The sequence below is a fragment of the Sutterella parvirubra YIT 11816 genome (genome assembly GCF_000250875.1).
Classification (GTDB): Bacteria; Pseudomonadota; Gammaproteobacteria; order Burkholderiales; family Burkholderiaceae_F; genus Sutterella; species Sutterella parvirubra.
In genome coordinates this window covers 18845-44516 of sequence record NZ_JH604887.1, presented here as the reverse complement: position 1 = coordinate 44516, position 25672 = coordinate 18845, and the positions used below count along the sequence as shown (strand labels likewise).

The window sequence follows — 25672 nt, the reverse complement described above, 5'->3', positions numbered from 1 at the left end:
CGGGCAGAGTCCCGAGGCGTTCGCGCATCAGGGGCTCCGACAACGCATAGTCCTGCGTCCCGCGGCTCTCCACCTTCATCGCGCCGACAACGCTCGCCGTGCGGGCGGCCTCGACGGGATCCGTCCCGCGGGCGAGCGCCCAGAGGAGGCCGCCGCGGTAGGCGTCGCCCGCACCCACGGGGTCGGGCGCGGCGCCGGGAGGAAGCAGAAGCGGCGCCGCCGGAACCGACCACGCGTGCGCGTCGCCCGCGACGCGCACCGTGGAGCCGCGGCTCCCGTGCGTGTGAAAGACGGTGACGCCCGCTCGGGCGAGGTCTTCGGGGGTGAGTCCGGTCTTTTCGGTGATCATCGCCGCTTCGTAGTCGGAGAAGGCGGCGTAGGCGGCGTGAAGCGCGAGTTCGCGGAGTTCATCCCCCTCAAAGAGCGGCACGGCCTGCCCCGGGTCGAACAGGTAGGGGACGCCGCGTTTCAGGGCTTCGTCCGCTTGGGCGATCATTGCGTCGTGCCCGCCCGGCGAAATCGCGACCAACACGGGGTCCGCCGCGTCGGGCCAGGGGGCTTCGTGCGCGCGGTCCATCGCGCCCGGGTGAAAGCTCGCCAACTGGTTCCCGGCCGCGTCCGTCGTGATGAAGCATTGCGACGTGAAGACGTCGGGGAGCGTGACGAGTCCGGACAAATCCATCCGCCATGACGCGAAGCGTTCGCGGTAGGGCGCACCGTCCGAGCCCAATGCGCCCCAGAGCACGGGGTTGCCTCCCAACTTCGCCATCGCGTATGCGATGTTGGCGGCGCAGCCGCCGAAATCGCGCCGCATGGCGGGGGCGTAGAAGGTGAGGTTGAGGTGCGCGAGGTGCTCGGCACGAAGCGATTCGTCGAAGCGCTTCGCGTGGTGGAGCACGGTGTCGTAGGCGATGGAGCCCGTGAGGAGAACGGCGCGGTCGGGCATGACGTCGCCTCAGCGGAGCTGCGGGTCCCAAGCCTTGAGGGCGAGGCCCGTGGGCTTGACGGGAAGGGGCGTCGTGATCGTGAGGAGCGCCTCGGTGCGGGCCTGCGGTGCGAGCCTCGGAGCGTCGCCCCCGACCGTCGCGAAGCCGAGATCGGCGGGTTCGACCAAACGCTCCGCGATCGGCGTCCCGGCGGCGTCCAAAAGCTTGACTTCGACGAGCGGGAGAAGAAGCGTTCGGGCGGTGGCGTTTTCAAAGCGGATGCGGACCTGCAGGGGTGTCGCCTGCGAATCTCCCGCAGCGGCATTCGGATCCCCCAAGGGCACGGGCGTCGCGGTGATCTGGGCGGCGTCGACGATCTCACCCGACACCGTCCAGGCCTTCGCGTCCATCCACGCAAACCCCGGGCAGGGAAGCGTGCCGCAGGCGGCCTGGAACGCGGGGCGAAGCGCGGGCGCGCTTTGGACGATGGCGTCGGCGCTCCAGAGGACGCCGCCGAAGGCGAGACCGATAACGGCAACGGTGCCGAGCAGACCCCACAGCGGGTTGCTGCGGGGTTTCGCATCGGAAGCGGGGGCGGTGTCGTCCGTGCCGGAGTCTTCAGTCGGAGCGGCGTCCGGAGACGTGTCGGCCGCGGCGTCGCCCTCCGGGGTCGCCTCGGCGTCGTCAGAGGCCGTGCGGCGCGCAAGCGCCTCGTCCAAGACCTCGTCGTCGACGTCGAGCGTCTCCGCCTTGGCGGACGCGAACACGGTGCCGCACTCGCCGCAGCGGAGCTGCGCCGAGGCGTCTTCAAGATCGACGCGCCAGAGCGCGCCGCAGGCGGGGCAGCGGAGAATTCGGGCCATGGGTGTGATCTCCAGATGCCCTGCTTACGCGAGTTCGCCCGCGATGCAGACCCAGTCGCCTTCCGTCTTCCAGACGGCGAGCGTCAAGCCGGGTTCGAGCGACATGTAGTGCGAGATCACTTCCTCGGCTTGCGTCTTCAGGACGCCGGAGAGGACGAGACGGCCGCCGCGGCGCACGCGCCCGATCAACGCCGGGGCGAGGAGCTTCAGGGGGTTCGCGAGAATATTCGCGACCACGATGTCGAAGTCGCCCTGAGGCATCGCGTTCGGGAGGTAGAACTCGGCTTCGGTGCCGTTCATGCGGGCGTTCTCCACCGCCGCGTCGACCGCCTGCGGGTCGATGTCGGTGCCGAGGACGCGCTTTGCGCCCAAGAGCTTCGCAGCGATCGCGAGGATGCCGGTGCCGCAGCCGTAGTCGAGGATTTCGTCTTCCGCGCCGACATGCTCGTCCAACCACTGGAGACAGAGATGCGTCGTCGGGTGCGAACCCGTCCCGAAGGCGACGCCCGGGTCGAGGCGTACGTTGACGGCGTCGGTCGACGGGACGTCGTGCCACGTGGGCACGATCCAGAGGCGGTCGGAGACGCGCACCGGTTGGAACTGCGCCTGCGTGATGCGCACCCAGTCCTGGTCGGGGACGTCCTCGTTCCCCAAGACTTCGGGCATCTTGCAGCCCACCGCGGCGACGGCGTCCTGAAGGGCGGCGTCGAGGTCGAAGTCGTCCTCGACCAAAAGCGAGACGATCGAACGGGGCCACGCGCACTGTTCGGGTTCGAGCCCCGGTTCGCCGTAAAGCGGCTGCTCGTCGGGGCGGTCGGCGTCGGCGTCTTCGAGCGAGGCGCTCAGGACGCCCGCGTCCATCAGGGCGTCGGCGAGGGCTTCGGCGGAACGTTCGTCGGCAAGGATCTTGATGTCGCGCATGGTCGTGTGTCGGAGGTGGGCGGAATTGAAAAAGAGACGGGGACCAAAGGGGTCCCCGTCTCCGAAGTTTAGCGGTTTAGTTGCGCGTTCGGTTGGAGCGCTCGCGGAGTTTTTCTTCAAGGTAGTGGATGCTCGTCCCGCCCTGGAAGAAGCGCTCGTCCGCGAGGAGCTCGCGGTGGAGCTTCGTGTTGGTGCGGATCCCTTCGACGGCGGTTTCAGAGAGCGCCACCCTCATGCGGGCGATCGCCTGCTCGCGGGTGTCGCCGTAGGCGATGATCTTCCCGATCATGCTGTCGTAGTAGGGCGGCACGGTGTAGCCGGCATAGACGTGGCTGTCGATGCGGATCCCGGGGCCGCCGGGGAGGTGCCAGGCCGTCACCTTGCCGGGGCTCGGCACGAAGGTGAAGGGGTCTTCCGCATTGATGCGGCATTCGATCGCGTGGCCCTTGAGTTCGATGTCGCGCTGCTTGAAGCGCAGACGCTCGCCCGCGGCGATGCGGATCTGCTCGGCGACGATGTCGATCCCGGTCACCATTTCCGTGACGGGGTGCTCGACCTGCACGCGGGTGTTCATCTCGATGAAGTAGAACTCGCCGTTCTCAAAGAGGAACTCGAACGTGCCCGCACCACGGTAGCCGATGCGGCGGCACGCTTCCGCGCAGCGGTTCCCGAGGCGCTCGATCAGGCGGCGCGGAATCCCGGGGGCGGGAGCCTCTTCCAAAATCTTCTGGTTGCGCCGCTGCATCGAGCAGTCGCGCTCGCCGAGATACACCGCGTTCTGGAAGTTGTCCGAGAGCACCTGAATTTCGATGTGGCGCGGATTCTCGAGGAACTTTTCCATGTAGACGGTCGGGTTCCCGAAGGCGACGCGGGCTTCTTCACGGGTCGTGGAGACGCTCGTCAGAAGCGCGGCCTCGGTGCGCACGACGCGCATGCCGCGGCCGCCACCGCCCCCCGCCGCCTTGATGATGACGGGGTAGCCGATCTGACGCGCGATGCGCAGGATTTCCTGCGGGTCTTCGGGGAGCGCGCCGTCGCTGCCAGGCACGCAGGGGACGCCGGCGTCCCGCATCGCCTGCTTCGCACTCACCTTGTCGCCCATCAGGCGGATGCTCTCCGCGCGCGGGCCGATGAAGGCGAAGCCCGAACGCTCGACGCGTTCGGCGAAGTCGGCGTTTTCCGAGAGGAAGCCGTAGCCCGGGTGGATCGCTTCGGCGTCGGTCACTTCCGCCGCCGAGATGATGGCCGGGATGTTGAGGTAGGAGAGCCCGGGTTGGGCGGGACCGATGCAGACGCTTTCGTCGGCGAGGCGGACGTACTTCGCGTCCGCGTCGGCCGTCGAGTGGACGGCCACGGTCTTGATGCCCATTTCACGGCAGGCGCGCTGGATGCGCAGCGCGATCTCCCCGCGGTTGGCGATGAGGATCTTTCCAAACATAGGCGCGTCGGGAGCGGTTTATTCGAGCACGAGGAGCGGCTGGCCGAATTCGACGGGCTGGCCGTTTTCCACGCAGAAGGACTTGACGATGCCGTCCTGGTCGGCTTCGACTTCGTTCAGAAGCTTCATCGCTTCGATGATGCCGATGGTCTGGCCCTTCTTCACGGCGTCGCCTTCCTTGACGAAGGGGTCGGCGCCCGGCGAAGGCGCACGGTAGAAGGTGCCCACCATCGGGCTTGTGATCGTGAGGCCCGCGGGCGCGGCCGCAGGGGCGGGCGCTTCCTGGGCGGGTGCGGCTTCGACGGCCGCCGGGAGCGCAACGGGCGTCACGGGGATCGGCGGGATGCTCGGCGCGGGCATCGCCTGCGGCGTCGCGGACGGACGGTTGACGATGCGGACGCGGTCTTCGCCTTCCTCGATTTCGAGTTCGGCAACGCCGCTTTCGCTCACGAGGTCGATGAGAGTCTTCAGTTTGCGCAGATCCATGGCAGGAAACCTATTTGGGTGTGGGGCGGCCGGGTCGAGGGCTCTCCGGCGCCGAGGCGCGCCGGGCGGGACCGCCGCCGATCATGTGTGTCCGGAGTCGCGCGGGGTCGGGGACGTCGGCGCGAGAGCGGTGATTTTAAGGAAAAAGCACCAACAGGTGCCGATCTCCTTTGAAAACATTTGGAATTGTCGTGAATTCCGTTCGCAAAGTAAAGGCCGGGAGGTCGGGGGAGCCTCCAAGGGGCGCGATTTTGCGGGCGGCGTCAAGTTTATCGCCCGGATGGGGCGCTTGGGATGCCGTTGATGGGCTAATCCGTCGCTCATCCTTCGTCGGATTGGAGGAACGCTTCCAGAGCCGCCTCCGTGAGGTTGCCGGAGGGTGCGGGAAGACTGAAGCGGACGGACGCCGGGAGCGCCGTCCCCCGGGATTCGCCCGGGGCGCAGAGCTTCAGGATGAAGCGCTCCTCTTCAAAGTCGAAGGTGACGCCCGAAGACCGGGGTCCGGTCTGGGCGTCGGGGCCGAAACCGGGTTCCGGGACCCTCAACCCGGGCGGAATCGGTGCGGGGTCGAGCCCCAGCGAGAGAAGCGCCGCGAGCGCGGCTTTGGGGTCGGGGGCGTTGGCCGTGAGGAGCACGGGCGAGGCGGGGACCGCGGTCCCCGCGACGACGCGGCCGGCTAGCCGCAGATCCATCATGACGCCGGGCGTCGCGAACCGGCGGATGAGGCGCATCAGGCGAAGCGCCGTGCGGCGCTTCGCAAGGAGCGCTTCCTCGTGCGCCGTTTCGGCGAAGAGCCCCGCCCACGCGTCGACGGCTTGGGCCCAAGCCGATTCGCGGAGCGGGAGTCCCAAATGGTCGGCCGCCTCTTCAGGGGTGAGCGACGCGGTGTGGGCGTGGCGGACGATCTGTTCGGCGTCCGCGGCTTCCCTGCGGGCCGACGGGCGGTCCGAGGCGGACTCTCCTCTTCGTGGAGATCGCGGGGAGGTCGTATCGAGCGGGCGGCGACGGTGCTTCATTGGCGTGGGACGTTCATCAAGAGCGGCGGGTGGGGTTCCGAACGGTGCGGGGAGTGCGCTGAAGCGCGTCGGACGGGGCTTGTTGCACTTCGCGGCGCGACAGTCGGCCGCCGACGTGGGACAATGCGGGGTCCGGCGGAGGAAATCCGCCCCAACCGGTTTTTCGGTTCCTCAGGTTCTTCACCCCGAATCCTATCCCAGGCATCATGCACATTCACATTCTCGGCATCTGCGGCACCTTCATGGGCGGCGTCGCGCAGCTCGCCCGCGAAGCGGGCCACCGCGTCACCGGTTGCGACGCCAACGTCTATCCCCCGATGAGCGACGCGCTCCGCGCGGCGGGGATCGAATTGGAGGAGGGTTGGTCGCCCGAGCAGATCGAGCGCTTCCGTCCCGACGTCTGGATCGTCGGGAATGCGGTGAGCCGCGGGAATCCGCTTCTTGAGGCCATCCTCGACCGGGGCCTCCCCTACGTCTCGGGTCCCGAGTGGCTCGCGAAGGAGATCCTGCAGGGGCGTCACGTGATTGCGGTCGCGGGCACGCACGGGAAGACGACGACGACTTCCATGGTCGCGAGGATTCTGATCGAAGCGGGGATGGACCCCGGCTACCTCATCGGCGGCGTGCCGCAGTGGAGCAGCCGCTCGGCGCATTTGGGGAATCCGAACGCGCCCTTCGTCATCGAAGCCGACGAGTACGACACGGCGTTTTGCGACAAGCGGAGCAAGTTCGTGCACTACCGTCCCCGCACGGCGATTCTGAACAACCTCGAATACGACCACGCGGACATCTTCGAGAATCTCGCCGCCATCGAGCGGCAGTTCCATCACCTCGTCCGCACGATGCCGTCCAACGGCCTCGTCATCGCGAACGCCCGCGCCGAGGCGCTCGACCGCGTGCTCGCGATGGGCGTCTGGAGCCGCGTGGAGCGCTTCGACGTGGCGGAGGGCGAAGCGGGTTGGTCGTTGACGGAAGACGGCCGCGTGGCATTTTCCGGGAAGCCTGTCGGCGAACTTCATCTCCCCATGCCCGGGCGCTACAACGCGTTGAATGCGCTCGCCGCAGTGGCCGCGGCGAGGGACGTGGGCGTATCTCCCGAAACGTCGCTTGAAATCCTCGCCCACTTCGCGGGCGTCAAGCGCCGTCAGGAAGTGAAGGGCCGCGCCTACGGCTGCGTCGTCATCGACGACTTCGCCCACCACCCGACCGCCGTGCGCGAGACGATCGCCGCGGTGCGTGACGGCATGGTGAAGGAAGGCGTGAAGGGCCGTCTCATCGCACTTTTGGAACCCCGCAGCAACACGATGAAGCTGGGCACGATGAAGGATGCCCTGGCGGGGTCGCTCGATGCGGCCGACCGCGTCTTCTGCTACGCGGGCCCGAGCGTGCGCTGGGCGCCCGAAGAAGCTTTGGCGCCCTTGGGGGCGAAGGCGACCGTCACGCACGACGTCGACGATTTGGTCGCGCGGGTGGCGGCGGAGGCCGAACCCGGCGACGTGCTGCTTTGCATGAGCAACGGCGCCTTCGGGGGCGTCCACGGGAAGCTCCTGGCGGCGCTTGAGGCCAAGGCGAAGGCATGACGGTCCGCGCGGTGCTCTATCTCCACGGCTTCCGGTCGAGCCCCGCGTCCGCCAAGGCGCGGCGGATGTTGGCTGAGGCGCAGGCGCGCGGTTGGCGCGCCGCGGCGCCGGACCTGAACGTGCCGCCTTTGGAAGCGGCGGCACGCGCTGATGAGGCGGCGAAGGCGCTGGCGGTCGACCCTTCGGAACTTCTCATCGTGGGGTAGAGCCTCGGCGGGTTCTACGCGGGGCGGCTCGCCTGCAAGCTTGGCGCCAAGGCGGCGCTCCTGAACCCCTGCCTCGACCCCTGGACGCTGATCGGGCCCCTCGTCGGCTGGCACGAGATCGCCGGGACGGACCGGCGGATCTACGTGGACGAAGGTTTCGGCCCCGACCTGAAGCGTTTGGACGACGAGACCTCGCCCGTTCCGCAGACGCAGGAAGAACGCCGCCGTACCTGGGTGCTTTTGTCGGACGAAGACGAAGTGCTCGATTGGCACAAGGCCCGGGACGCGATGCGGGGCTGCCGCATCGTCGTGTCGCCAGGCGACGACCACCGCATCCGCGCGTTCGACGACTTCGTTCCGACGCTTGCGGCGTGGGCGGCGGATGATCCGTCCTGAGGCGGCCTGAACGGGAACGGAACAACGGCACTGAGAAAAGACGCCACAAGAACATCACGGCGCGCCGCCGGGGCGTATCGAACGCCCGGGGCGCTTCCCCAAAACATCAAGACGAACCATGAATCTCTACTTTGAAGAAGACGGCGCCTTCAAGGCGGGCACGATCCTCTCGCAGGCGGGTACGGCCTATCAGGTCGAGCTCGTCACGGGCCGCCGCTCCAAGGTGAAGGCGGCGAACGCCTTTTTCGAATTTGCGAGCCCTTCGGCCGCGGAACTCACGAACCGTATTCCTGAGGCCGCGGCCGAACTCGACCCGGCGTTCCTTTGGGAGGCTGCCCCCGACACGGAATTCGGCTACGCGGACCTCGCGGCGGAATATTGGGGCGAGGGTGCGGGCCCGGTGGAGCGCGCCGCGCTCCTCACGGTCCTCCACGGGAACCCCGTCTACTTCTACCGGAAGGGCCGCGGCGTCTACAAGCGCGCCCCCGCCGACATCCTGAAGAAGGCGTTGGAGGCGGTGGAGCGCCGTCGGCAGCAGGAAGAGCAACGCCGCGCCTGGGCGGCGGAGATGACCGAGGGGCGTCTCCCCGAGGCCATCGGCCGCATGGCGATGACGCTTCTGGTCTCGCCCGACAAGAACGGCATCGAATGGAAGGCGCTCTCGGACGCCGCGTCGGCGACGCGGCAGACGCCCCTGAAGCTTCTTCTCGCGCTCGGCGCGATCGCGAGCCCCTACGCCTGGCACGTCGATAGCTTCTACGCGGAGAACTTCCCGAAGGGGGCCGGCTTCCCGGCGGACCTTCCGGCGCCGGAAATGGGCGCCGCATCGGAACTCCCCAAGGCGGAGGTCGAAGCGTTTTCGATCGACGACTCCGAGACGACCGAAATCGACGACGCGGTGAGCGTGACGCATTTGGAGGACGGCCGCACCCGCATCGGCATCCACATCGCGGCGCCCGCCTACGGCATCCGCCGCGACGACGCGATGGACCGCGTCGCGCGCGCCCGCATGAGCACGGTCTATGCGCCGGGCATCAAGACGACGATGCTGCCGGACGCCTGGGTGGCGGCCTTCTCTCTCGACGAAGGGCGTGAGGTCCCGGCGCTCTCGCTCTACGTGACGGTTTCGCCCGAGCACGAGATTCTCGAGACCGAAACGAAGTTGGAGCGCCTCGCCGTCGCGAAGAACATCCGCTACGACAAGCTGGAGCATCCCATTACGGATGAAGCGATCGAAGCCGGCACGCTGGAGGCGCCCTTCGCCGAAGCGCTCACGTGGCTCTGGCACTTCGCCCGCACGCTCCAGAAGGGCCGCGAAGAGGTCCGCGGCCGCCCCGAACCCGTGGGGCGCATCGACTGGTCCTTCGCGCTCGAAGGCGAGGGCGAAGCCGCTAAGGTGTCCTTGAAGGGCCGCCGCCGCGGGGAGCCGTTGGATCTGATCGTCTCGGAACTGATGATTCTCGCCAACAGCACCTGGGGCGCATGGTTGGAAGAAGAGAAGACCGCCGGGATCTACCGCTCGCAGCGGATCGGACGCGTGCGCATGAGCACGACCCCCGCACCCCACGAAGGGCTGGGGGTGTCGCGCTACGCGTGGTCGACCTCGCCCCTGCGGCGCTACGTCGACCTCATCAATCAGCGCCAGCTCCTCGGGGTCGTGACGGGTGAAGGCGCGGCCTACGCCGGGAACGACGCCGACCTCTTCACGATCGTGAGCCAGTTCGAGAACCTCTACGGGATCTACGGCGACTTCCAGTCGCGGATGGAACGCTACTGGTCGCTCCGGTGGATCGAGCAGGAGGGGCTCCGCCACATCGAAGCCTCCGTCATCAAGCCCGAGCTCGTGCGTTTGGAACATCTCCCGTTCGTCCATCGCGTGCCGGGGCTTCCTGAAGACCTGGAGCGCGGCCGTCGCGTCACGCTTGACGTTCTGGGCATGGACTACCTGGAGCTCGCGTTGGAGACGCGCCTTGCGGGCGTCTCGGACGAAATCGATCAGGCGGAGCTCATGGACGAGGACGATGCGGAGGATGCCGAGGGCGCCGAGGGAGCGGAAAACGCTCCGGAAGGGACAGCTGCCGACGTCGCGGCCGAAGCGTCCGCCGCGGAACCGGCGCCGGCGAACTGACGGTTGAGGGCAGCTTTCGCCCGGTTCGGGGCCAAACGGATGCCCTTGAATCGGGCGCTTTGTGATAGTCTCTCGGCAGCCCGCAAGGGCGGAAGCGGCGGGGGCGCCCTGCGCCCCCGCGGATGATCAACCCACGCGACAAGGAGGACGGCCATGGCCTACGGTCTCCGGGACGAAGAACCCGACCGCGACGGCGACGAAGCGCAGGCCGCCCTGCGCGACTCCGACGAAGCGAGCCGCGCGTTGGCGCGGGTGCAGGGGATCCTCGAAGAGGACCTCCGGCGCACGAAGGATCATCCGGTCGAGCGCACCGAAGAGGGTGATGCGGCGCAGCCGCTCACGGTCGAAGCGGCCAAAGAGCTTCGCGCCGTCCTTGAAGACCTCCACCCGGCCGACATCGCCTGGGTGCTCGAAGCCTTGCCGCTCGACGAACGTCTCGCCGTTTGGGAGCAGGTCCGCCACGAATCCGACGGCGACATTCTCGTCGAGGTCAACGACGGCGTCCGCGAAACCCTGATCGACGCGATGGACCGCGACGAACTCGTCGACGCGGTCGAAACGCTCGACACCGACGAGATCGCGGACCTCGCGGACGACCTGCCGCCGGACGTCATGGCGCAGGTCCAGGAAGGGCTCTCGCACGAAGAGCGCGCCCAGCTGCGCGCGGCGATCTCCTACCCGGAAGAAAGCGTCGGCTCCCGCATGGACTTCGAGATGGTGTCCATCCGGGAGGAAGTGTCGATCGACATGGTGCTCCGCTATCTGCGGCGCTTTGATGCGCTTCCGGACCACTTGGATCAGATCTTCGTCGTCGACCGCTTCGGGCACCTCCGCGGGACCGTGGCGGTGGCGAAGCTCCTCACGTCGGACCCCGAAGTGCGCGTGCGCGACGTGATGCGTACCGACGGCCTGACGCTGAACCCTTTGGACGACGCGAGCGACGCCGCGCAGGCGTTCGAGCGCTACGACTTGGTGACGGCGCCGGTGGTGGACGAAGCGGGCCGACTGGTGGGCCGCTTGACCGTTGACGAAGTGGTCGACGTCATTCGAGAGGAAAGCGAGGAGGACGCCTTCGGCGCGGTGGGTCTCGACGACGAACAGGACCTGTTCGGGAGCGTTTGGGAGTCCGCCAAGAGCCGTTGGGTTTGGCTGGGCGTCAACCTCTGCACGGCGTTCTTCGCGTCGCGTGTGATTTCCGCTTTCGACGGCACGATCGAACGCGTGGTGGCGTTGGCCGCCTTGATGCCGATCGTCGCGGGGATGGCCGGGAATTCCGGGAACCAGACGCTGACGCTTCTGGTCCGGTCTTTGGCGATGGGCCAGGTGACGGAAGCCAACAAGCGCGATCTCCTGAGAAAGGAGATCGGCGTCGCCGTCATCAACGGGGTCCTGTGGGGCGTCATTGCGGGGCTTTGCGCCTGGGCGCTCTACTGGGATGCGCCCGAAGGGAAGACCCTCGGGATTGTCATGTGCCTCGCGATGCTCCTCAACATCCTCCAGGGGGCGGTCGTGGGGCTGGCGGTGCCCTTGGTGCTCAAAAAACTCGGCCGAGACCCCGCGATGGGGGGCTCGGTGCTTCTCACCTTCACGACCGACTCGGGCGGGTTTTTGATCTTCCTCGGGTTGGCGACGTTCTTCTTTGCGTAAGAAGCCCTCAGGGGGACGCGGCTTCTCTCCGTTCTCCCTCATCCTGGGGCGGCGTTTCGCGCCGCCCGTATCTCATTTCTCATCCAACGGAGCATGACGGTGGTCCCGTGCGATCTTCGGCTTTCGCCTCTCAACCATACGTGGGTTCTGGACTTTGACGGTACCCTCGTCAGGCACAACGGCCACAAGCGGGGAGAGGACGAGTGGCTCCCCGGGGCTTTGGAATTTCTGCGCTCCATCCCGGAGGGGGATCTCGTCATCCTGCTGACGGCCCGGGAGGAGACGTACCGCGAGCGGACGGAAGCCTTCATCAGGGCGGCTGGCGTACGGGTGGACGCCGTTCACTTCAATGTGCCGATGGGCGAGCGCATTCTCATCAACGACACGAAGCCCTCCGGACTCACCTGCGCGCACGCCGTGGCGCCGACGAGGGACGAAGGGCTCGAAGGCTTGAGGATCGTCATTGATCCCTAGCTGTAGTCTCTCTCATTCCCCAAAGAGCGCCTTCAACGCATCCACCCCCTTCTTCTCGATGGGGCGCTCCTTTTCGCTTTCCGCCCGGGAAATCTCCCGCACCACGTAGTTCTCTTCGATCTCATCCTTCCAGTAGCCGAAGGGCGAGGCGGAACGCAAAAAAGAGGAGGCGGCCTCCGGTCCCACGTTCTCACAGCGGAGCACGCGGTGCGTGTCGAATTCGACGTCGAGCCAACGGCGCGTCGGGTCGTAGCCGGCGGAGAGGATGCCGCCGCGGTGGATGGGTTTGCGGTTCATGGGGGCACTCGCATGTTTGTTGATGACGGGGATTCTCTTCTATCCTGCCAAAGTGCGCCGTCCGCGGCGTTGGACAAAACCCGCTGTCGAAGCGCTGACGGCGCTTCCAAAATAATGCATAATCCGTGCCTTTGTTGATCCGACCGCAGTACGGAGCCCTTCGTCAGTCCTTGGCACAAGGGCTTTGCCGCGGAAAGATTCCTTCTGAACCCGAATGTTTTGACAGGCGCCTACCTCCAGACGATGACAGATTCCCGTTCGCCCCGCACCGTTTCCCGCTTTCTGATGTCGCCCACCGTGCCCGCCCTCGTGACGGCCTGCACCGTGGTCGGCCTCGGCGTGGCCGCGATGATGCGTCCGGACGCGGAACCGCTCCCCGCGCATGAGCCTGTCGTGGAGCCTGCCGCCGTGGTGGCGGAAGCGGAAGACACGACGGCGAAGCTCGTTCCCGAGCATGAAGTGCCCCTCACGCTGGGGCGCTCCGCCGAAGAGGTCGCCGTCTACATCAACCGCGCCTACCGCGTGCCGATGGCCGAAGCCCGTCAGTACACGCAGTGGGCGATCGAAATCGGCGGTGCGCAGGACATCGATCCCCTTCTGATCCTCGCCGTGGTGGGGACGGAATCGAGCTTCAAGCCCGCGGCGAAGAGCCGTGTGGGCGCCGAAGGCCTGATGCAGGTGATGACGAAGGTCCATCACGACAAGTTTGCGGCGTTCGGCGGCCCCGCCGCCGCCCTTGAGGCCTACCCCAACATGGTGGTGGGGACGAGCATCCTCGCGGGACTTGTGAAGCGCACCGGGAGCGTCGCGAAGGGCCTCAAGTGGTACTCCGGCGCCGCTCGCCACAAGAGCGACTACGGCTATGGCGCCAAGGTTTTGAAGGAGCGCAGCCGCCTTGCGGTGGCGGCCTCCGGCGAGTCCGACCGCGCGGTGACGCTCTCGCGCTCGAAGAAGAGCACGGGCGACTACCGCGCCCACGGCGAGCGTCCGCACCTGGGCTACACCCAGTGGACGAGCATCTCGGATACGTTGGAAGCGAACGGCGCGGCTCAAACCCCTGAAGCCGATGCGGCGGGAGCCGTCAAGACCGTGAGCGGTAAGGACGCCCGCGGGAAGGCCGCGGCGCTCTGACGCTGGGACTTCAGGTACGGATGAAGGAAGAGGGTGATCCCGACGGGGCCACCCTCTTTGCCATTTCAGATCTTGGTCTGCCGTCAGACGCCGGGGAAGTCCCCGGCAATCGTCTGCGCCCAAACGGCGGCGGCAAGCCCCGCCGTTTCGGTGCGGAGCACTCGGGGTCCCAAAAGCGCCCGGGACCACCCGAGCTCGTCTCCGAGCGCGAGCTCGCGCTCGGAGAAGCCGCCCTCGGGCCCCACGGCGAAGGCGACGGATCGGGCATCCTTCAGAAGTGCGGCGGGTTGCTGGGCACCAGGCGCCAGCATCAATCGCACGTCTGCGTCGGCGGCTTCCAGGGCCGCCTTGAGGCTGGGGGCTGCCTTGATTTCCGGAATAAGGTTCCGGCCGCACTGCTCGCAGGCGGCCTTGGCGGTCTCCGCAAGTTTCTGGAGGCGCTTCTCCAAACGGTCGCCGGCGAGCTTTGTCACGGAGCGCTCTGCGGGCGTGAGGATCACGCGGGCGACGCCCAACTCCACCGCCTTCTCGACGATCCAGTCGGTCTTTTCGGGGGAGACGAAGCTCTGCACGAGCGTGACGGCGAGCGGACTCTCCGTCGTTGACGGCGCTTTCCCGCCGAGGGCGACGAAGGCGCGGTCCGCTTCAAACCAGATGGTGCCGCGCCAGAGCCCTCCGTGGCCGTTGAAGACCTCCACGGGCTCGCCGGCGGCCAACCGCAGCGTGCGCCCGGCATGGTGCGCCGTTTTCGGGGGCAGCACGGCTTCGGGCCCGTCGAAATCGTCGGGAAGATCGAGGAAGAATCGGGGGAGCGCCATGGTGGTTTCGCGAAGGGTTGGAAGGCGGAACGGATAACCCGACCGCGCGGGCGCGGTCAGTCGGATGAGGATGATAAACTACACGCGATTTTCGGGATCCGGCCTCCGTTTTCGACGGCAAAGGGCGGGTCCCGTTCCAACATTCTTCGATATACGTAGACCCCTATGTCCCACGTTTCCGCTCAGACGATGGCGAACGCCGTCCGCGCCCTTTCGATGGATGCCGTTCAGAAGGCCAAGTCCGGTCACCCGGGCATGCCGATGGGCATGGCCGACATCGCCGTCGCGCTCTGGACGCGCCACCTCCGCTTCAACCCGCAGAATCCGCACTGGGCCGGCCGCGACCGCTTCATTCTCTCGAACGGTCACGGCTCGATGCTGCAGTACGCGCTTCTGCACCTCACCGGGTTCGATCTCTCGATCGACGATCTGAAGGCCTTCCGTCAGCTCCACAGCAAGACGCCGGGTCACCCCGAAGTGGACGTGACGCCCGGCGTCGAAACGACGACGGGCCCGCTCGGTCAGGGCATCGCCAACGGCGTCGGCATGGCGCTCGCGGAAAAGATGCTCGCGGCGGAATTCAACCGCGAAGGCTTCCCCGTCATCGACAACCACACCTACGTGTTCCTGGGCGACGGCTGCATGATGGAGGGGATCAGCCACGAAGTCTGCTCGCTCGCCGGCGTCTGGGGCTTGAACAAGCTGATCGCCATCTACGACGACAACGGCATCTCGATCGACGGCGACGTCCGCGGCTGGTTCCGCGACGACACCCGTGCGCGCTTCGAAGCGTACGGTTGGGACGTGATCGGCCCGGTGGACGGTCACGACATCGACGCGATGGACAAGGCGATCGCTGAGGCCAAGACCTCCCAGGAGAAGCCGGTCCTCATCATCGCGAAGACGGTGATCGGGAAGGGTTCGCCCAACCGCGCCGGCACCGCCAAGGTCCACGGCGAGGCGCTGGGCGACGAAGAAATCGCCAACACCCGCGCTTCGATCGGTTGGAACCATCCGCCCTTTGAAGTCCCCGCGGAAGTCTACGAAGCGTGGGACCACCGCGCTGAGGGCGAACGCATCGAAAACGAATGGAAGGCGATGTTCGCGGGCTACGAAGCGCAGTACCCGGAACTCGCTGCGGAACTGAAGCGCCGCCTCGCGGGCGACCTTCCCGCCGATTGGTCGGACGTCGTGATGAACGCCATCTGCCAGGCGGCCGAAGCCGAAGAAACCGTCGCGACCCGCAAGGCGAGCCAGAAGGCGCTGAACGCCCTCGCGCCCGCGCTCCCCGAACTCCTGGGCGGCTCCGCCGACCTCACGGGTTCGAACCTCACCAACTGGACGGGCGTCAAGAGCCTCAACACGGGTGACGCCACCGCGCGCCACATCTCCTACGGCGTGCGTGAGTTCGGCATGTCCGCCATCATGAACGGCGTCGCGCTCTACGGCGGCTTCATCCCCTACGGCGCCACGTTCCTCACGTTCTCCGACTACTCCCGCAACGCGCTCCGCATGGCCGCGCTGATGAAGCGCCGCGTGATCAACGTCTTCACGCACGATTCGATCGGCTTGGGCGAAGACGGTCCCACGCACCAGTCCGTGGAGCACGTCCCGTCGCTGCGCTTGATCCCCGACATGGACGTCTGGCGTCCGGCCGACACGGTCGAGACGATCGTCGCCTGGGCGGCGGCGCTGGAGCGCCGCGACGGGCCCTCGTCCCTCGTCTTCACGCGCCAGAACTGCGCCTTCGTCGACCGCGACGAAATCGACGCGGACGCGATGGCCCGCGGCGGCTACGTCGCCGCGGAAGCGCCCGCCGGTGAGGGCGAAGCCGACGTGATTCTGCTTGCGACCGGCTCCGAAGTCGAACTCGCCATGAAGGCCCGCGCCGAACTCGCCGCCCGCAACGTGCAGGCCCGCGTCGTCTCGATGCCCTGCGCCGACGTCTTCGACCGTCAGGACGCCGAGTGGCGCACGAAGGTGTTGACGCCGGGCAAGCCCGTGCTCGCGATCGAGGCCTCCCGCACCGACGGTTGGTGGAAGTACTTCTCCGGCCGAGGGGACGTTTTGGGCGTCGACCGTTTCGGCGAGAGCGCCCCGGCGGGTGTTCTTTGGGAGCGCTTCGGCTTCACCGTCGAGAACGTCGTCGCCAAGGTCGACGCCCTTCTCAAGTAATCCGCACACACGAACCGAACAAGGAAACTGAAGATGACCATCCGCGTTGCTATCAATGGCTTCGGCCGCATCGGCCGCAACGTTCTCCGCGCCCATTACGAATCCGGCAAGAAGCACGACGTCGAAATCGTCGCCGTGAATTCCCCGGGCGACGTCAACATCAACGCGCATCTGCTCCGCTACGACTCCTGCCACGGCCGCTTCGGCTTCGACGTGGAGGTGGACGGCGCCGACATGGTGGTGGCGGGCGACCGCATGCGCATGTTCTCGACGCGCGATCCGCGTGAGCTCCCCTGGACCGACCTCGGCGTCGACGTCGTGCTGGAGTGCACGGGCGCCTTCAATTCGAAGGAAAAGAGCCAGGTGCACCTCGACTCCGGCGCGAAGAAGGTTCTTCTCTCCGCTCCGGGGAAGACCGCGGACGCGACGATCGTCTACGGCGTCAACCACAATACGCTGAAGGCCTCGGACCTCATCGTCTCGAACGCCTCCTGCACGACGAACTGCTTGGCTCCGTTGTTGAAGCCCCTCCACGAAGCGCTCGGCATTGAGCGCGGCCTCATGACGACGGTCCACGCCTACACGAACGACCAGGTGCTCACCGACGTCTACCACAAGGATCTTCGCCGCGCCCGCGCCGCGACGCAGTCGATGATCCCGACGAAGACCGGCGCCGCTGCCGCGGTGGGCCTCGTTCTCCCCGAACTCAACGGGCTCCTCGACGGCTTCGCCGTCCGCGTCCCGACGATCAACGTCTCCTTCGTCGACCTCACCTTCATCGCGAAGCGTGACACCTCGATCGAAGAGATCAACGCGATCATGAAGGCGGCTTCGGAGTCCGAAGCGCTGCGCGGCATCCTGGGCTACAACGATCTGCCCTTGGTCTCCTGCGACTTCAACCATGATCCGCACAGCTCGACCTACGACGCGACCCTCACGAAGGTCTCCGGCGGCCGCCTCATCAAGGTGACCTCCTGGTACGACAACGAGTGGGGCTTCTCGAACCGCATGCTCGACACCGCCTGCGCGATGATGGCGGCGAAGTAAATCCCAACGGAAGAGACCCATGAGAAGGCCGCGAAGCGTCATTGCGTCGCGGCCTTCGATTTGAATGAACCCTCATGACCCAGCAACACAACTACTGGCGAGCCGACATTACGGGCCTGCGTGCGCTCGCCGTCATCCCCGTCGTTCTCTACCACGCATTCCCGGGGCTGATGCCGGGAGGTTTCGTTGGCGTTGACATCTTCTTCGTGATTTCAGGGTATCTGATCTCTGGGATCATCTTTCGTTCGCTGATCGCGAAGAACAAGGTCGACTATGTGGACTTCTACGCCAAACGCATCCGGCGCATTCTTCCCAACCTGTTGCTGTTACTGTGCTTTTGCTTGGTTGTCGGTTACTTCTTCCTTTTTGATGACGAACTCAAGGAGCTGAGCAAGCAGGTCTATTCGTCTGCAGGTTTTTATCAAAACTTCCGTTTGCTGGAGGACGTTGACTATTTCGCTCCTGCGGCGGAACGACAACCTCTGCTGCATTTGTGGAGCTTGGCCATTGAGGAGCAGTTCTACATCTTCTTCCCCTTGCTGTGCGGCTTGATTTGGAGGTTCACGAAGTCCATCCGGGCCTTGGGGATCTTGGTTGGAGTGATCACGTTGGGATCGTTGGCGTTCTGTCTGAGCGTTTCTGATCAGCGGTTCAACTTCTACTTTCCGCTGACGCGCTTCTGGGAGCTTGGCTTTGGAATTGTTTTGAGCTACGCGGAGACCTTCAGGATTTGGAACGCCAAAAACTGGGCTCTTTCCACTAGAAACGGAATGTCCGTAACCGCACTTCTGATGTTGGTGGCGGCATTTTTGGGGTTCGACCACGATACGGTCTTCCCTGGGGTTGCTTCGCTTCTGCCGGTGCTTGGAGCCGTGCTGTTGATCTCCTCGCATGAGGATGCGGTGGTGAACCGTTGGCTGACGGGTAAGTCGGTGGTGTTCGTCGGTCTGATCAGTTATTCACTCTACTTGTGGCATTGGCCGTTTTTGGTTTTCCAGAAAATAGTGCTTCCTACGCTGAGTTGGGGAGAAGGTTGGGCATTGCTTCTCTCGGTCGCCGTATCCATCTTTATCTATCGATTCGTGGAGGTTCCGGCTCGTAAGGCAGATACCAAAGCTGTTTATCTGCTATTGCTTGCGATGATGTTGGTGGTGGGCTCGGCTCAAGGTTTAAAGAAGTCGAGCCACGAAGCATGTGCTCGCCCAGGTTTGAGCACTTTTATGAGTATGCTTTTGGAGGATCAACGACAGGCAAAAGCTTGGGATGTCGGAGCTCGGCTTAAAGGGGATATTCGTTCTATGCAGGTTGGAGACGGTGAAGGGAACTTGGATTTGCTCCTTGTGGGGGATTCGCATATGGAACAAAACTTGTTGCGATTCAAATATCTCTCGGAGAGGTTGAACTTAAGTATGGTTTCCCTTACCCATGGAGGAACGTTGGCGGCACCTCACGTAGAGGATCCCGACTCGATGGTGTTGATTCAAGAATTTGAGAACTTATTAATAAATCGGAAGCCGAAGGTTGTGGTTTGGGCTCAAAAATGGGGCATCTATGCTGAGAGTTCAACTCTTAAGTACAGCAATGGAGTTGAGAAGATCTCGATGAGTGAAGGAGGGTTTGTCCGTGTTTTGTCTGAATTCAGAGGGTTAGCTGAAAGTAATCCGGATGTGCGCTTCTTTTTTATTTTGGATGCTCCCTGGGATGATTATTCATACCATTACCCAAATCGTACAGGACGTGCTTTTGTGAGGCAGAGTGAAATAGCTGCTGTTAAATCGGTTGATTTGCCAGTTGATAATGTGTGGCGAAAAGGTAATGAATTGGTTGCCGAGGGCGTCTCTGATTTTGCAGTGGTTATTGATCCGCTGAATTTCGTTTGTCCAAAGAGTAGTTGTAACTTGTTTAATTACAAAGATGACGATCATCTCCGGCAAGATTATGTTCGTGAACACGGGGTTTGGCTGGATCCCATCTTCGAATACATAAGATCAATCAAATAAATTTCTGTCATACTAAAGGAGTGAATCATGGTTGTTAAAACATTGGCTCAACTGGTGGAAGACGGTTGTCTGGCCGGCAAACGCGTGATGATCCGCAGCGATCTCAACGCCCCCCACGACGAAGCGGGCAACATCACCAACGAAACCCGTTTGGTGGCGAGCGTCCCGGCGATCCGCATGGCGCTCGACGCCGGTGCCGCCGTCATGGTGGTGAGCCACCGCGGTCGTCCGACCGAAGGCCTTGTGACGGAGGCGGACAGCCTTGCGGCGATCGCCCGCCGCATGGGTGAGCTCCTGGAGCGCCCCATGCCTCTCATTGAAAATTGGGTGGACGGCGGCTTTGAAGTGAAGCCGGGCGAAGTCGTCATGCTCCAGAACTGCCGATGCAACGCGGGTGAAAAGAAGTGCGACGAAACGCTCTCGAAGAAGTACGCCGCACTCTGCGACGTGTTCGTGCACGACGCCTTCGGGACGGCGCACCGTGCGCAGGCCTCGACCGTCGGCGTGGCGCGCTACGCTCCCGTCGTCTGTGCGGGCCCGCTCATGGCCGCCGAAATCGATGCGCTCACGCGTGCGGTCGAAAACGCCAAGCACCCCCTGGCGGCGATCGTGGGCGGCTCGAAGGTCTCGACGAAGCTCACCATCCTTTCCAACCTCGCTGAAAAGGTCGATCAGCTGATCGTGGGCGGCGGCATCCTCAATACGTTCCTGCTCGCCGCGGGGAAGCCCATCGGCAAGTCCTTGGCTGAGCCCGAACTCGTCGACGAATGCCGCCGCGTGCTCGCGATTTTGGAAAAGAAGGGCGCGACGCTTCCGATGCCCGTCGACGTCGTCGTTGCGAAGGCCTTCGCCGAAGACGCCGAGCACCGCGTTGCGGACGCCGACGATGTGCGTGAGGACGAAATGATCCTCGACGTCGGTCCCAAGACCGCCGCCATGCTGGGTGAGATCCTCCGCACGGCGGGCACGATCGTTTGGAACGGCCCCGTGGGCGTCTTCGAAATGACGCCCTATGCCGAAGGCACCCGCGTGATGGCGGAAGCCATCGCCGCGGCGACCGACGCCGGCGCATTCTCGATCGCCGGGGGCGGCGATACCGTCGCCGCCGTCGGGAAGTTCGGTGTTGAAAAGCGCATCTCCTACATCTCCACGGGGGGCGGCGCCTTCCTCGAGTTCCTCGAAGGGAAGACGCTCCCTGCCGTGGCCGTGTTGGAAGAGCGCGCCTGATGAACCCGAACGGTGAAGGCCGAAGGCCTTCGCCGCAGGGCAGGGAAGACAAAGCGGCGGGCATCCTTGTGGGTGCCCGCCGCTTGTGGTTCAGGGATAAGGGTTGCTTACGCCCAACCGTGCTTCTTCGCGAGGATCGCCTGCGAGTTGACGGAGGCGCCTTCAGCCTCACGCTTGCGGTAGCGTCCGTCCGACTGAAGCACCCAGCACTGGACGTTGTCGGAGAGCTGCAGGTCAAGGGTGGCCTTCAAACGATCGCGGATCCCCGCGTCCAACACCGGCACGAGCACCTCGATGCGGCCGTCGAGATTCCGGGGCATCAGGTCGGCAGAACCCACAAAGACGACGGGTTGACCGTCATGCGCGAACCAATAGGCACGGGCGTGTTCGAGGAACCGGCCCACGATGCTCGTCACGGTGATGTTCTCGCTCACGCCCTTGACGCCGGGGCGCAAGCAGCAGATCCCGCGGACCTGGAGCGAGATCTTGACGCCGGCGCGGCTGGCTTCATAGAGCCGCCGGATGATCAGGCGGTCGACCAACTGGTTGCACTTGAAGATGATCTCGCGCTTGCCCGTCGACCTGCAGCATTCGATTTCGCGGTCGATGTGCGCGAGGATCGTGTTGCGGGTGGAGTGGGGCGAGACAACCAAGGCGTTGTACTTCGTCTGGGTCGAATACCCCGTCATCACGTTGAAGAGGTCGGAGACGTCCGAGCAGATGCCGGGGTTCGATGTGAGAAGCCCGTAGTCCGTGTAGATCTTGGCCGAGGACGGGTTGTAGTTCCCCGTGGAGATGTGCACGTACCGGTGCATGCCGTCCGACTCGCGACGCACGACGAGGCAGAGCTTCGCGTGGATCTTGAGGCCGACGAAGCCGTAGACGATGTTGACGCCGGCCTTTTCCATCTCTTCGGCCCAGTTGATGTTGCGCTCTTCGTCGAAGCGCGCCTTCAGCTCCACGACGGCCGTCACCTGCTTGCCGCGACGGCGCGCCTCGATGAGGGCCTTCACGATGGGACTGTTGTTCCCGCACCGGTAGAGGGTCTGCTTGATGGCGACCACCTGCGGGTCTTCCGAGGCGCGGCGGATGAAGTCGAGCACGCCCGAGAAGCTCTCGTACGGGTGATAGAGCATCACGTCGCGCTGACGCACGACGCTGAAGACGTCGCCGTCCTGGACGAAGGCGGGCTCCAACGCCTTGTAGGGCTTGTCCTTCAGGTTCGGCCGGTCGATGAAGGCGAGCGACATGAATTCGGACATCGCGAGCGGGCCCTTCACGCGGTAGATCTGGAAGGGGAGGAGCTCCAAATGGTCGATGAGGTAGTTCGAGAGCTCCGCATCGATCCCGTGTTCGATCTCAAGACGGATCACGTCGCCGAAGCGGCGCTGATCGACGAAGTCCTTGACGGCCTCGAGCAGATCGTCCGCTTCGTCCTCTTCGATTTCGAGGTCGGTGTTGCGGGTGAGGCGGAAGAGCACCGCCGCCTCAACTTCATGCCCCGGGAAGAGCGTGCCGAGGTGCTCGCGAATGAGGTCGTCGAGCAGAATGATGTCGTCGTCGCGGCCGTTCGAGTTGATGCCGAGCTCTGCGTAGTCTTCCGAGGTCTTCGTGCGCGGCACGAAGATGAAGCGCGACATGTTGGTCGGGCACTTGAGGCGCGCATAGCGTTCCGTGCCGTCTGGCGCACGCAGGCGGATGAGGAAATTGAGGCTCGTATTCGAGATCGTCGGGAAGGGGTGACCCGGGTCGATTGCCTGGGGCGTGAGGATCGGGTAGATCTCGTTCTTGTAGTAGCCCTCGAGGAAGCTCTTCTGCTTCGGATTCAGGTCCTTCCAACGCATCAGACGCACGCCGCGGTCGAAGAGCGCGGGCTGAAGGTTCGCGCGCCAGTGGTTCTGGGCGCGGTTCAGCATCACGAGGACGCGGCGGCGGATTTCGTCCAACTGACGCGCGGGCGTCAGTTGGTCGGCGGAAGAGGCGGGCGCGCCGCTCTTCATCTGGCGCACGATGTTCGAGACGCGCACCATGAAGAATTCGTCGAGGTTGTTGTAGAAGATCGAGAGGAACTTCAGCTGCTCCAGAAGCGGCACGTCCGCCGAGCAGGCCTCGTCCAAAACCTTGCGGTCGAATTCGATCCAGTTGAGTTCGCGGTTGATGTAGAGACGCGGGTCGTCGAGGTCCTCGATGCCGTCGGCGAGGGGAAGTGCGGGCGGCAGATCCTCTTCACAGCGGACGCACTTGGCCGTGTGGCCGGTCTTCGCGGACTTCGTCGTTCTGGAAGCGCGCACCGCGCGCTTCTTGGCGGGCGCAGGAGCGGCCGCCTCGGTCTTGTCTGCCGCCTGAGCGGCGGCGTTGTCGGTGGGAGTGTCCGAAGGCGTCATGGCGTTCTTCTCACGGTTGGTGGTCGTTGGGTCTGCTCTTCGATTCTACCGCCCGGAAGATGGCGACAGACTTGAGGAGAACCCGGGAAGAACGCGGGGAGTCGGGGAAGTCAGGTGCTGTTTGGCCGTATCCTGTGGCCGTCAGGGCCGCTTGTGAAGGAGTCCCTTCTTGAGGAGCCAGCGCCAGGCGACACCGACGATGACGGGACCGGCCAGGGCGGCCACGATCCCGAGGACGAGAATGAGGGAGAGGTTCTCCCGGATGAAGGGAATGTTGCCGAAGAGGTAGCCCGCACCTACGATCGAGACCGCCCAAAGAACCGCGCCCGCGCCGCTGAAGAACTCGAAGCGGAGGGCGTCCATGCGGGCGGCGCCGGCGATCAAAGGCGCGAACGCACGCACGATCGGGACGAATCGGGCGAGAAGGATCGTCTTCCCGCCGTGGCTCATGTAGAACTCATGGGCGTGCTGAAGCTTCTGGGCGTTGATCCAGCGGATGCTACCGTCGTAGATCTTGTTCCCGAGCCATTTCCCCTGGGCGTAGCCGGTCGAATTCCCGGCGATGGCGCCCAGGATGACCGCCAGCATGATGAGTTCAGGTCGCGCCGTTCCCGCAGCCGCCACCGTGCCCGCGACGAAGAGGAGCGAATCCCCCGGCAGGAACGACATCACCACGAAGGCCGTCTCCAAAAAGAAGATGACGAACATGGCGGCGTAGATCCAGGTGCCGTAGTTCGTGGCGAGTGAAACGAGGAAGTGGTCGGCGTTGGTGAAGAGTTCGACGACAAGCCCGATAAAATCCATGATGCTTTGTGGTTGCGGATGAACAGCTTTTCCGGACGAAGCCCGTAGGCCTGCGGCCGAAATCCGCAGACGCGACCACTATCATACTGAATGCCGCCCGCACGCCGCGGGTGTGTTTTCGAACGGATGCGATGGACAACGAGTCCGGGGCACTAGCCGCCGAGTCCAAATCCGGAACTCAACGACCGGTAATGTCCACGGCCGGGTCATGCGCATCCTTGTGAATGGCTTTGCCCACATGGGGATCAAACGCATCGGGGTCGCCGTCAAAGAGTTCGTACGGCGGGAGTGCCGAAGAACGGATTCCCATCCATGATGCGAGGCCCCCGAGCAGGTTCCGGCCGTTTTTGGGACTTTCAAGTAGGACGTGCTTTTGATCGTCGCAACGGATCCGGAGCAAAGGCACCAAAAAGTGCTCCAAGCCGACGGGGGCGTGCGTGAGCACCGGACGGCCCTCTTGGACGTGATGACTCAATCCATGGTCGGCGAAGTACACCATGGACCAACGGCGGGGGCTCTGTTTCAGCGCGCTGACGACCTTTTCCAAAAAGACGTCGGTCGCTCTCACGGAGGAGGCATAGCACTCAATCTCCCGAAGACTTTTGTCGCGCAGAGGGATCCGTTCAGGGGCGAATGCGGCCTTCTTGCAGATGTTCGGGTGTGAGCCCACGGTATGCAGGATGATCAGACGCTTTCCTGCGTGAGGTCTCCCCAAAAGCTCTTGGAGTAACGGGAGCATCGCGTCGTCGTAGAGCGAATGATTGTTGGTGAGGCCGGAACGAAGGAAGACGCGGTGATCCGCCTTCATGGCGATCGCCGTCACCGGCGTTGCGAATTCCCCGTTCATGCTGACGTTCGAAATCCAATGGACTTCCGCGCCAGCCTTTTGAGCTAAACCTACGACAGTTTGCCCGTAGTTGGGCTGCCCGCCGACGCTGTTGGTCAGCATGAGGCGGAGCGACGTCGTCGTATTCGGACCGGCGGCAATCAGACCGTCGACAAGGGTGCCGGGAGTTGCCGACAGGAAGGGCGTGTTGGCGACCGGATACCCGAAGGCGGCGAAGTAGTCCTTTCTTGCGCTCTCACCGATGACCAACACATAGTCGTCGTAATCGTCGAACGTCGGGGAGGTGCTCGCATCCGGCCAAGTGTTTTGGGTCGCCAAATGAAGAATGTCGGCGCGCTCATTAGTCGCTTCAAGGGTCGCCCGCCTCAATTTGTCTCCGAAACCCCAGGGATCGGTGACGACGACCGTGTAGAGCGCAAAAAAGATAACCAAAAACTTGTTGCGGTGGATCCGAAACCTGAAGGCATCGGCCAACCTGTAAGCGACATAGCCTCCCACGGGGATCAGGGCGCCGATCACGACCGAACTGACGGGGAGGAGCTCCAAAAACTCTTTGGCCTCTCTCGCGTCCGTCGCCAAAAGCGCGGAGACGGCTTGATAGCTCGGCATCCCGAAGGCCATGGCGACGGGATAGTACGCCCCAAGCAAAAGACTCAAAGGAAGGAGGAGCCCGAAATATGCGAGTCGGGAGGATGCCAAGAGCATGAACGCGAAGAGCAGCACCAATGCGTCTTTGGTGTGATTCGCACCGATCGCCAAGCCGATGTGCTTGACGGTGAGGAAACTGATCGCCACGAAGGCAATCAAGCCGAGGGCGCGCAGGAGTACACGCGGGCGGTTGGTGCTGTCATTCATGGGAAA

General features: G+C 64.4%; 20 protein-coding genes and 1 pseudogene. 10 read left to right on the top strand and 11 right to left on the bottom strand.

Going from position 1 to position 25672, the window contains the following annotated elements; genetic code table 11:
- The 6 genes from HMPREF9440_RS02375 to HMPREF9440_RS02350 form a co-directional block, all read right to left on the bottom strand.
- The coding region (locus tag HMPREF9440_RS02375; RefSeq protein WP_050816067.1) for a carbohydrate kinase family protein at positions 1–946 on the bottom strand (946 nt) is incomplete at its 3' end.
- Between the two features lie 9 nt (positions 947–955).
- On the bottom strand, positions 956–1789 hold the full coding sequence (locus HMPREF9440_RS02370) for a DUF3426 domain-containing protein (protein ID WP_008541123.1): 834 nt from the start codon (positions 1787–1789) through the stop codon (positions 956–958).
- Positions 1790–1813: 24 nt separating this feature from the next.
- Positions 1814–2710 carry a 50S ribosomal protein L11 methyltransferase gene (gene prmA / locus HMPREF9440_RS02365; RefSeq protein WP_008541121.1) on the bottom strand — a complete coding sequence of 299 codons (897 nt, stop codon included), beginning with the start codon at positions 2708–2710 and terminating at the stop codon, positions 1814–1816.
- 76 nt (positions 2711–2786) lie between these two features.
- Complete coding sequence (gene accC / locus HMPREF9440_RS02360; protein ID WP_008541120.1) at positions 2787–4148, bottom strand: acetyl-CoA carboxylase biotin carboxylase subunit; 1362 nt, start codon at positions 4146–4148, stop codon at positions 2787–2789.
- Between the two features lie 18 nt (positions 4149–4166).
- Positions 4167–4634 (bottom strand): acetyl-CoA carboxylase biotin carboxyl carrier protein, encoded by a 468-nt coding sequence (accB, locus tag HMPREF9440_RS02355; RefSeq protein WP_008541119.1) that lies wholly within the window; start codon positions 4632–4634, stop codon positions 4167–4169.
- Positions 4635–4954: 320 nt separating this feature from the next.
- The gene (locus tag HMPREF9440_RS02350; protein WP_008541116.1) at positions 4955–5650 is read right to left on the bottom strand and encodes a hypothetical protein; all 696 of its coding nucleotides are present in this window, start codon (positions 5648–5650) and stop codon (positions 4955–4957) included.
- Between the two features lie 206 nt (positions 5651–5856).
- On the opposite strand from HMPREF9440_RS02350, the gene mpl reads away from it, so the two are divergent.
- The 5 genes and pseudogenes from mpl to HMPREF9440_RS02325 all read left to right on the top strand — a co-directional run bounded on the left by mpl (position 5857) and on the right by HMPREF9440_RS02325 (position 12081).
- Positions 5857–7230 (top strand): UDP-N-acetylmuramate:L-alanyl-gamma-D-glutamyl-meso-diaminopimelate ligase, encoded by a 1374-nt coding sequence (mpl, locus tag HMPREF9440_RS02345; RefSeq protein WP_008541115.1) that lies wholly within the window; start codon positions 5857–5859, stop codon positions 7228–7230.
- Positions 7227–7832 (top strand): annotated as a pseudogene (locus tag HMPREF9440_RS11110) (YqiA/YcfP family alpha/beta fold hydrolase). The gene mpl and the pseudogene HMPREF9440_RS11110 overlap by 4 nt, the downstream one beginning before the upstream one ends.
- A 118-nt stretch (positions 7833–7950) precedes the next feature.
- The gene (locus HMPREF9440_RS02335) at positions 7951–9960 is read left to right on the top strand and encodes a ribonuclease catalytic domain-containing protein (RefSeq protein WP_008541110.1); all 2010 of its coding nucleotides are present in this window, start codon (positions 7951–7953) and stop codon (positions 9958–9960) included.
- A 153-nt stretch (positions 9961–10113) separates the two neighbouring features.
- Complete coding sequence (gene mgtE / locus HMPREF9440_RS02330; RefSeq protein WP_008541109.1) at positions 10114–11607, top strand: magnesium transporter; 1494 nt, start codon at positions 10114–10116, stop codon at positions 11605–11607.
- A gap of 93 nt (positions 11608–11700) precedes the next feature.
- A complete protein-coding gene (locus tag HMPREF9440_RS02325; protein WP_008541108.1) occupies positions 11701–12081 on the top strand; it encodes an HAD family hydrolase in 381 nt (126 codons plus the stop codon).
- 12 nt (positions 12082–12093) lie between these two features.
- Here HMPREF9440_RS02325 and HMPREF9440_RS02320 read toward each other — a convergent pair whose 3' ends face one another.
- Positions 12094–12378, bottom strand: coding sequence for a KTSC domain-containing protein (locus HMPREF9440_RS02320; protein WP_008541107.1), 285 nt, complete (start codon positions 12376–12378; stop codon positions 12094–12096).
- Positions 12379–12621: 243 nt separating this feature from the next.
- On the opposite strand from HMPREF9440_RS02320, the gene HMPREF9440_RS02315 reads away from it, so the two are divergent.
- Positions 12622–13509 carry a lytic transglycosylase domain-containing protein gene (locus HMPREF9440_RS02315; protein WP_148516298.1) on the top strand — a complete coding sequence of 296 codons (888 nt, stop codon included), beginning with the start codon at positions 12622–12624 and terminating at the stop codon, positions 13507–13509.
- An 83-nt stretch (positions 13510–13592) separates the two neighbouring features.
- Here HMPREF9440_RS02315 and HMPREF9440_RS02310 read toward each other — a convergent pair whose 3' ends face one another.
- Complete coding sequence (locus HMPREF9440_RS02310; RefSeq protein ID WP_008541105.1) at positions 13593–14327, bottom strand: 16S rRNA (uracil(1498)-N(3))-methyltransferase; 735 nt, start codon at positions 14325–14327, stop codon at positions 13593–13595.
- Between the two features lie 165 nt (positions 14328–14492).
- Between HMPREF9440_RS02310 and tkt the strand changes: the two genes are divergently transcribed.
- The 4 genes from tkt to HMPREF9440_RS02290 all read left to right on the top strand — a co-directional run bounded on the left by tkt (position 14493) and on the right by HMPREF9440_RS02290 (position 20776).
- Entirely contained in the window at positions 14493–16502 is a 2010-nt protein-coding gene (gene tkt, locus HMPREF9440_RS02305; RefSeq protein ID WP_008541104.1) for a transketolase, read from the top strand.
- Positions 16503–16535: 33 nt separating this feature from the next.
- Positions 16536–17549, top strand: a complete 1014-nt coding sequence (gene gap, locus HMPREF9440_RS02300) for a type I glyceraldehyde-3-phosphate dehydrogenase (RefSeq protein WP_008541103.1) — start codon at positions 16536–16538, stop codon at positions 17547–17549.
- Between the two features lie 74 nt (positions 17550–17623).
- Complete coding sequence (locus HMPREF9440_RS10375; protein WP_008541101.1) at positions 17624–19549, top strand: acyltransferase family protein; 1926 nt, start codon at positions 17624–17626, stop codon at positions 19547–19549.
- Positions 19550–19576: 27 nt separating this feature from the next.
- Positions 19577–20776 carry a phosphoglycerate kinase gene (locus HMPREF9440_RS02290; RefSeq protein ID WP_008541099.1) on the top strand — a complete coding sequence of 400 codons (1200 nt, stop codon included), beginning with the start codon at positions 19577–19579 and terminating at the stop codon, positions 20774–20776.
- Between the two features lie 107 nt (positions 20777–20883).
- On the opposite strand, the gene ppk1 is transcribed toward HMPREF9440_RS02290, so the two are convergent.
- The 3 genes from ppk1 to HMPREF9440_RS02275 all read right to left on the bottom strand — a co-directional run.
- Positions 20884–23160 (bottom strand): polyphosphate kinase 1, encoded by a 2277-nt coding sequence (ppk1, locus tag HMPREF9440_RS02285; protein ID WP_008541098.1) that lies wholly within the window; start codon positions 23158–23160, stop codon positions 20884–20886.
- A 141-nt stretch (positions 23161–23301) separates the two neighbouring features.
- Positions 23302–23964: a VTT domain-containing protein gene (locus HMPREF9440_RS02280; protein ID WP_008541097.1), complete on the bottom strand. Its 663-nt coding sequence runs from the start codon at positions 23962–23964 to the stop codon at positions 23302–23304.
- 178 nt (positions 23965–24142) lie between these two features.
- Positions 24143–25672, bottom strand: a 1530-nt coding sequence (locus HMPREF9440_RS02275; RefSeq protein ID WP_008541096.1) for a phosphoethanolamine transferase, incomplete at its 5' end; no start/stop codon positions are given.

What these genes read in the sequence shown, in the direction of transcription:
- accB (WP_008541119.1), bottom strand. Translation starts at nt 4,634, where the DNA reads ATGGATCTGCGCAAACTGAAGACTCTCATCGACCTCGTGAGCGAAAGC.
- HMPREF9440_RS02280 (WP_008541097.1), bottom strand. Translation starts at nt 23,964, where the DNA reads ATGGATTTTATCGGGCTTGTCGTCGAACTCTTCACCAACGCCGACCAC.
- HMPREF9440_RS10375 (WP_008541101.1), top strand. Translation starts at nt 17,624, where the DNA reads ATGACCCAGCAACACAACTACTGGCGAGCCGACATTACGGGCCTGCGT.
- HMPREF9440_RS02290 (WP_008541099.1), top strand. Translation starts at nt 19,577, where the DNA reads ATGGTTGTTAAAACATTGGCTCAACTGGTGGAAGACGGTTGTCTGGCC.
- ppk1 (WP_008541098.1), bottom strand. Translation starts at nt 23,160, where the DNA reads ATGACGCCTTCGGACACTCCCACCGACAACGCCGCCGCTCAGGCGGCA.
- HMPREF9440_RS02315 (WP_148516298.1), top strand. Translation starts at nt 12,622, where the DNA reads ATGACAGATTCCCGTTCGCCCCGCACCGTTTCCCGCTTTCTGATGTCG.
- HMPREF9440_RS02335 (WP_008541110.1), top strand. Translation starts at nt 7,951, where the DNA reads ATGAATCTCTACTTTGAAGAAGACGGCGCCTTCAAGGCGGGCACGATC.
- mpl (WP_008541115.1), top strand. Translation starts at nt 5,857, where the DNA reads ATGCACATTCACATTCTCGGCATCTGCGGCACCTTCATGGGCGGCGTC.
- accC (WP_008541120.1), bottom strand. Translation starts at nt 4,148, where the DNA reads ATGTTTGGAAAGATCCTCATCGCCAACCGCGGGGAGATCGCGCTGCGC.
- HMPREF9440_RS02325 (WP_008541108.1), top strand. Translation starts at nt 11,701, where the DNA reads ATGACGGTGGTCCCGTGCGATCTTCGGCTTTCGCCTCTCAACCATACG.
- gap (WP_008541103.1), top strand. Translation starts at nt 16,536, where the DNA reads ATGACCATCCGCGTTGCTATCAATGGCTTCGGCCGCATCGGCCGCAAC.
- HMPREF9440_RS02350 (WP_008541116.1), bottom strand. Translation starts at nt 5,650, where the DNA reads ATGAAGCACCGTCGCCGCCCGCTCGATACGACCTCCCCGCGATCTCCA.
- tkt (WP_008541104.1), top strand. Translation starts at nt 14,493, where the DNA reads ATGTCCCACGTTTCCGCTCAGACGATGGCGAACGCCGTCCGCGCCCTT.
- HMPREF9440_RS02320 (WP_008541107.1), bottom strand. Translation starts at nt 12,378, where the DNA reads ATGAACCGCAAACCCATCCACCGCGGCGGCATCCTCTCCGCCGGCTAC.
- prmA (WP_008541121.1), bottom strand. Translation starts at nt 2,710, where the DNA reads ATGCGCGACATCAAGATCCTTGCCGACGAACGTTCCGCCGAAGCCCTC.
- mgtE (WP_008541109.1), top strand. Translation starts at nt 10,114, where the DNA reads ATGGCCTACGGTCTCCGGGACGAAGAACCCGACCGCGACGGCGACGAA.
- HMPREF9440_RS02310 (WP_008541105.1), bottom strand. Translation starts at nt 14,327, where the DNA reads ATGGCGCTCCCCCGATTCTTCCTCGATCTTCCCGACGATTTCGACGGG.
- HMPREF9440_RS02370 (WP_008541123.1), bottom strand. Translation starts at nt 1,789, where the DNA reads ATGGCCCGAATTCTCCGCTGCCCCGCCTGCGGCGCGCTCTGGCGCGTC.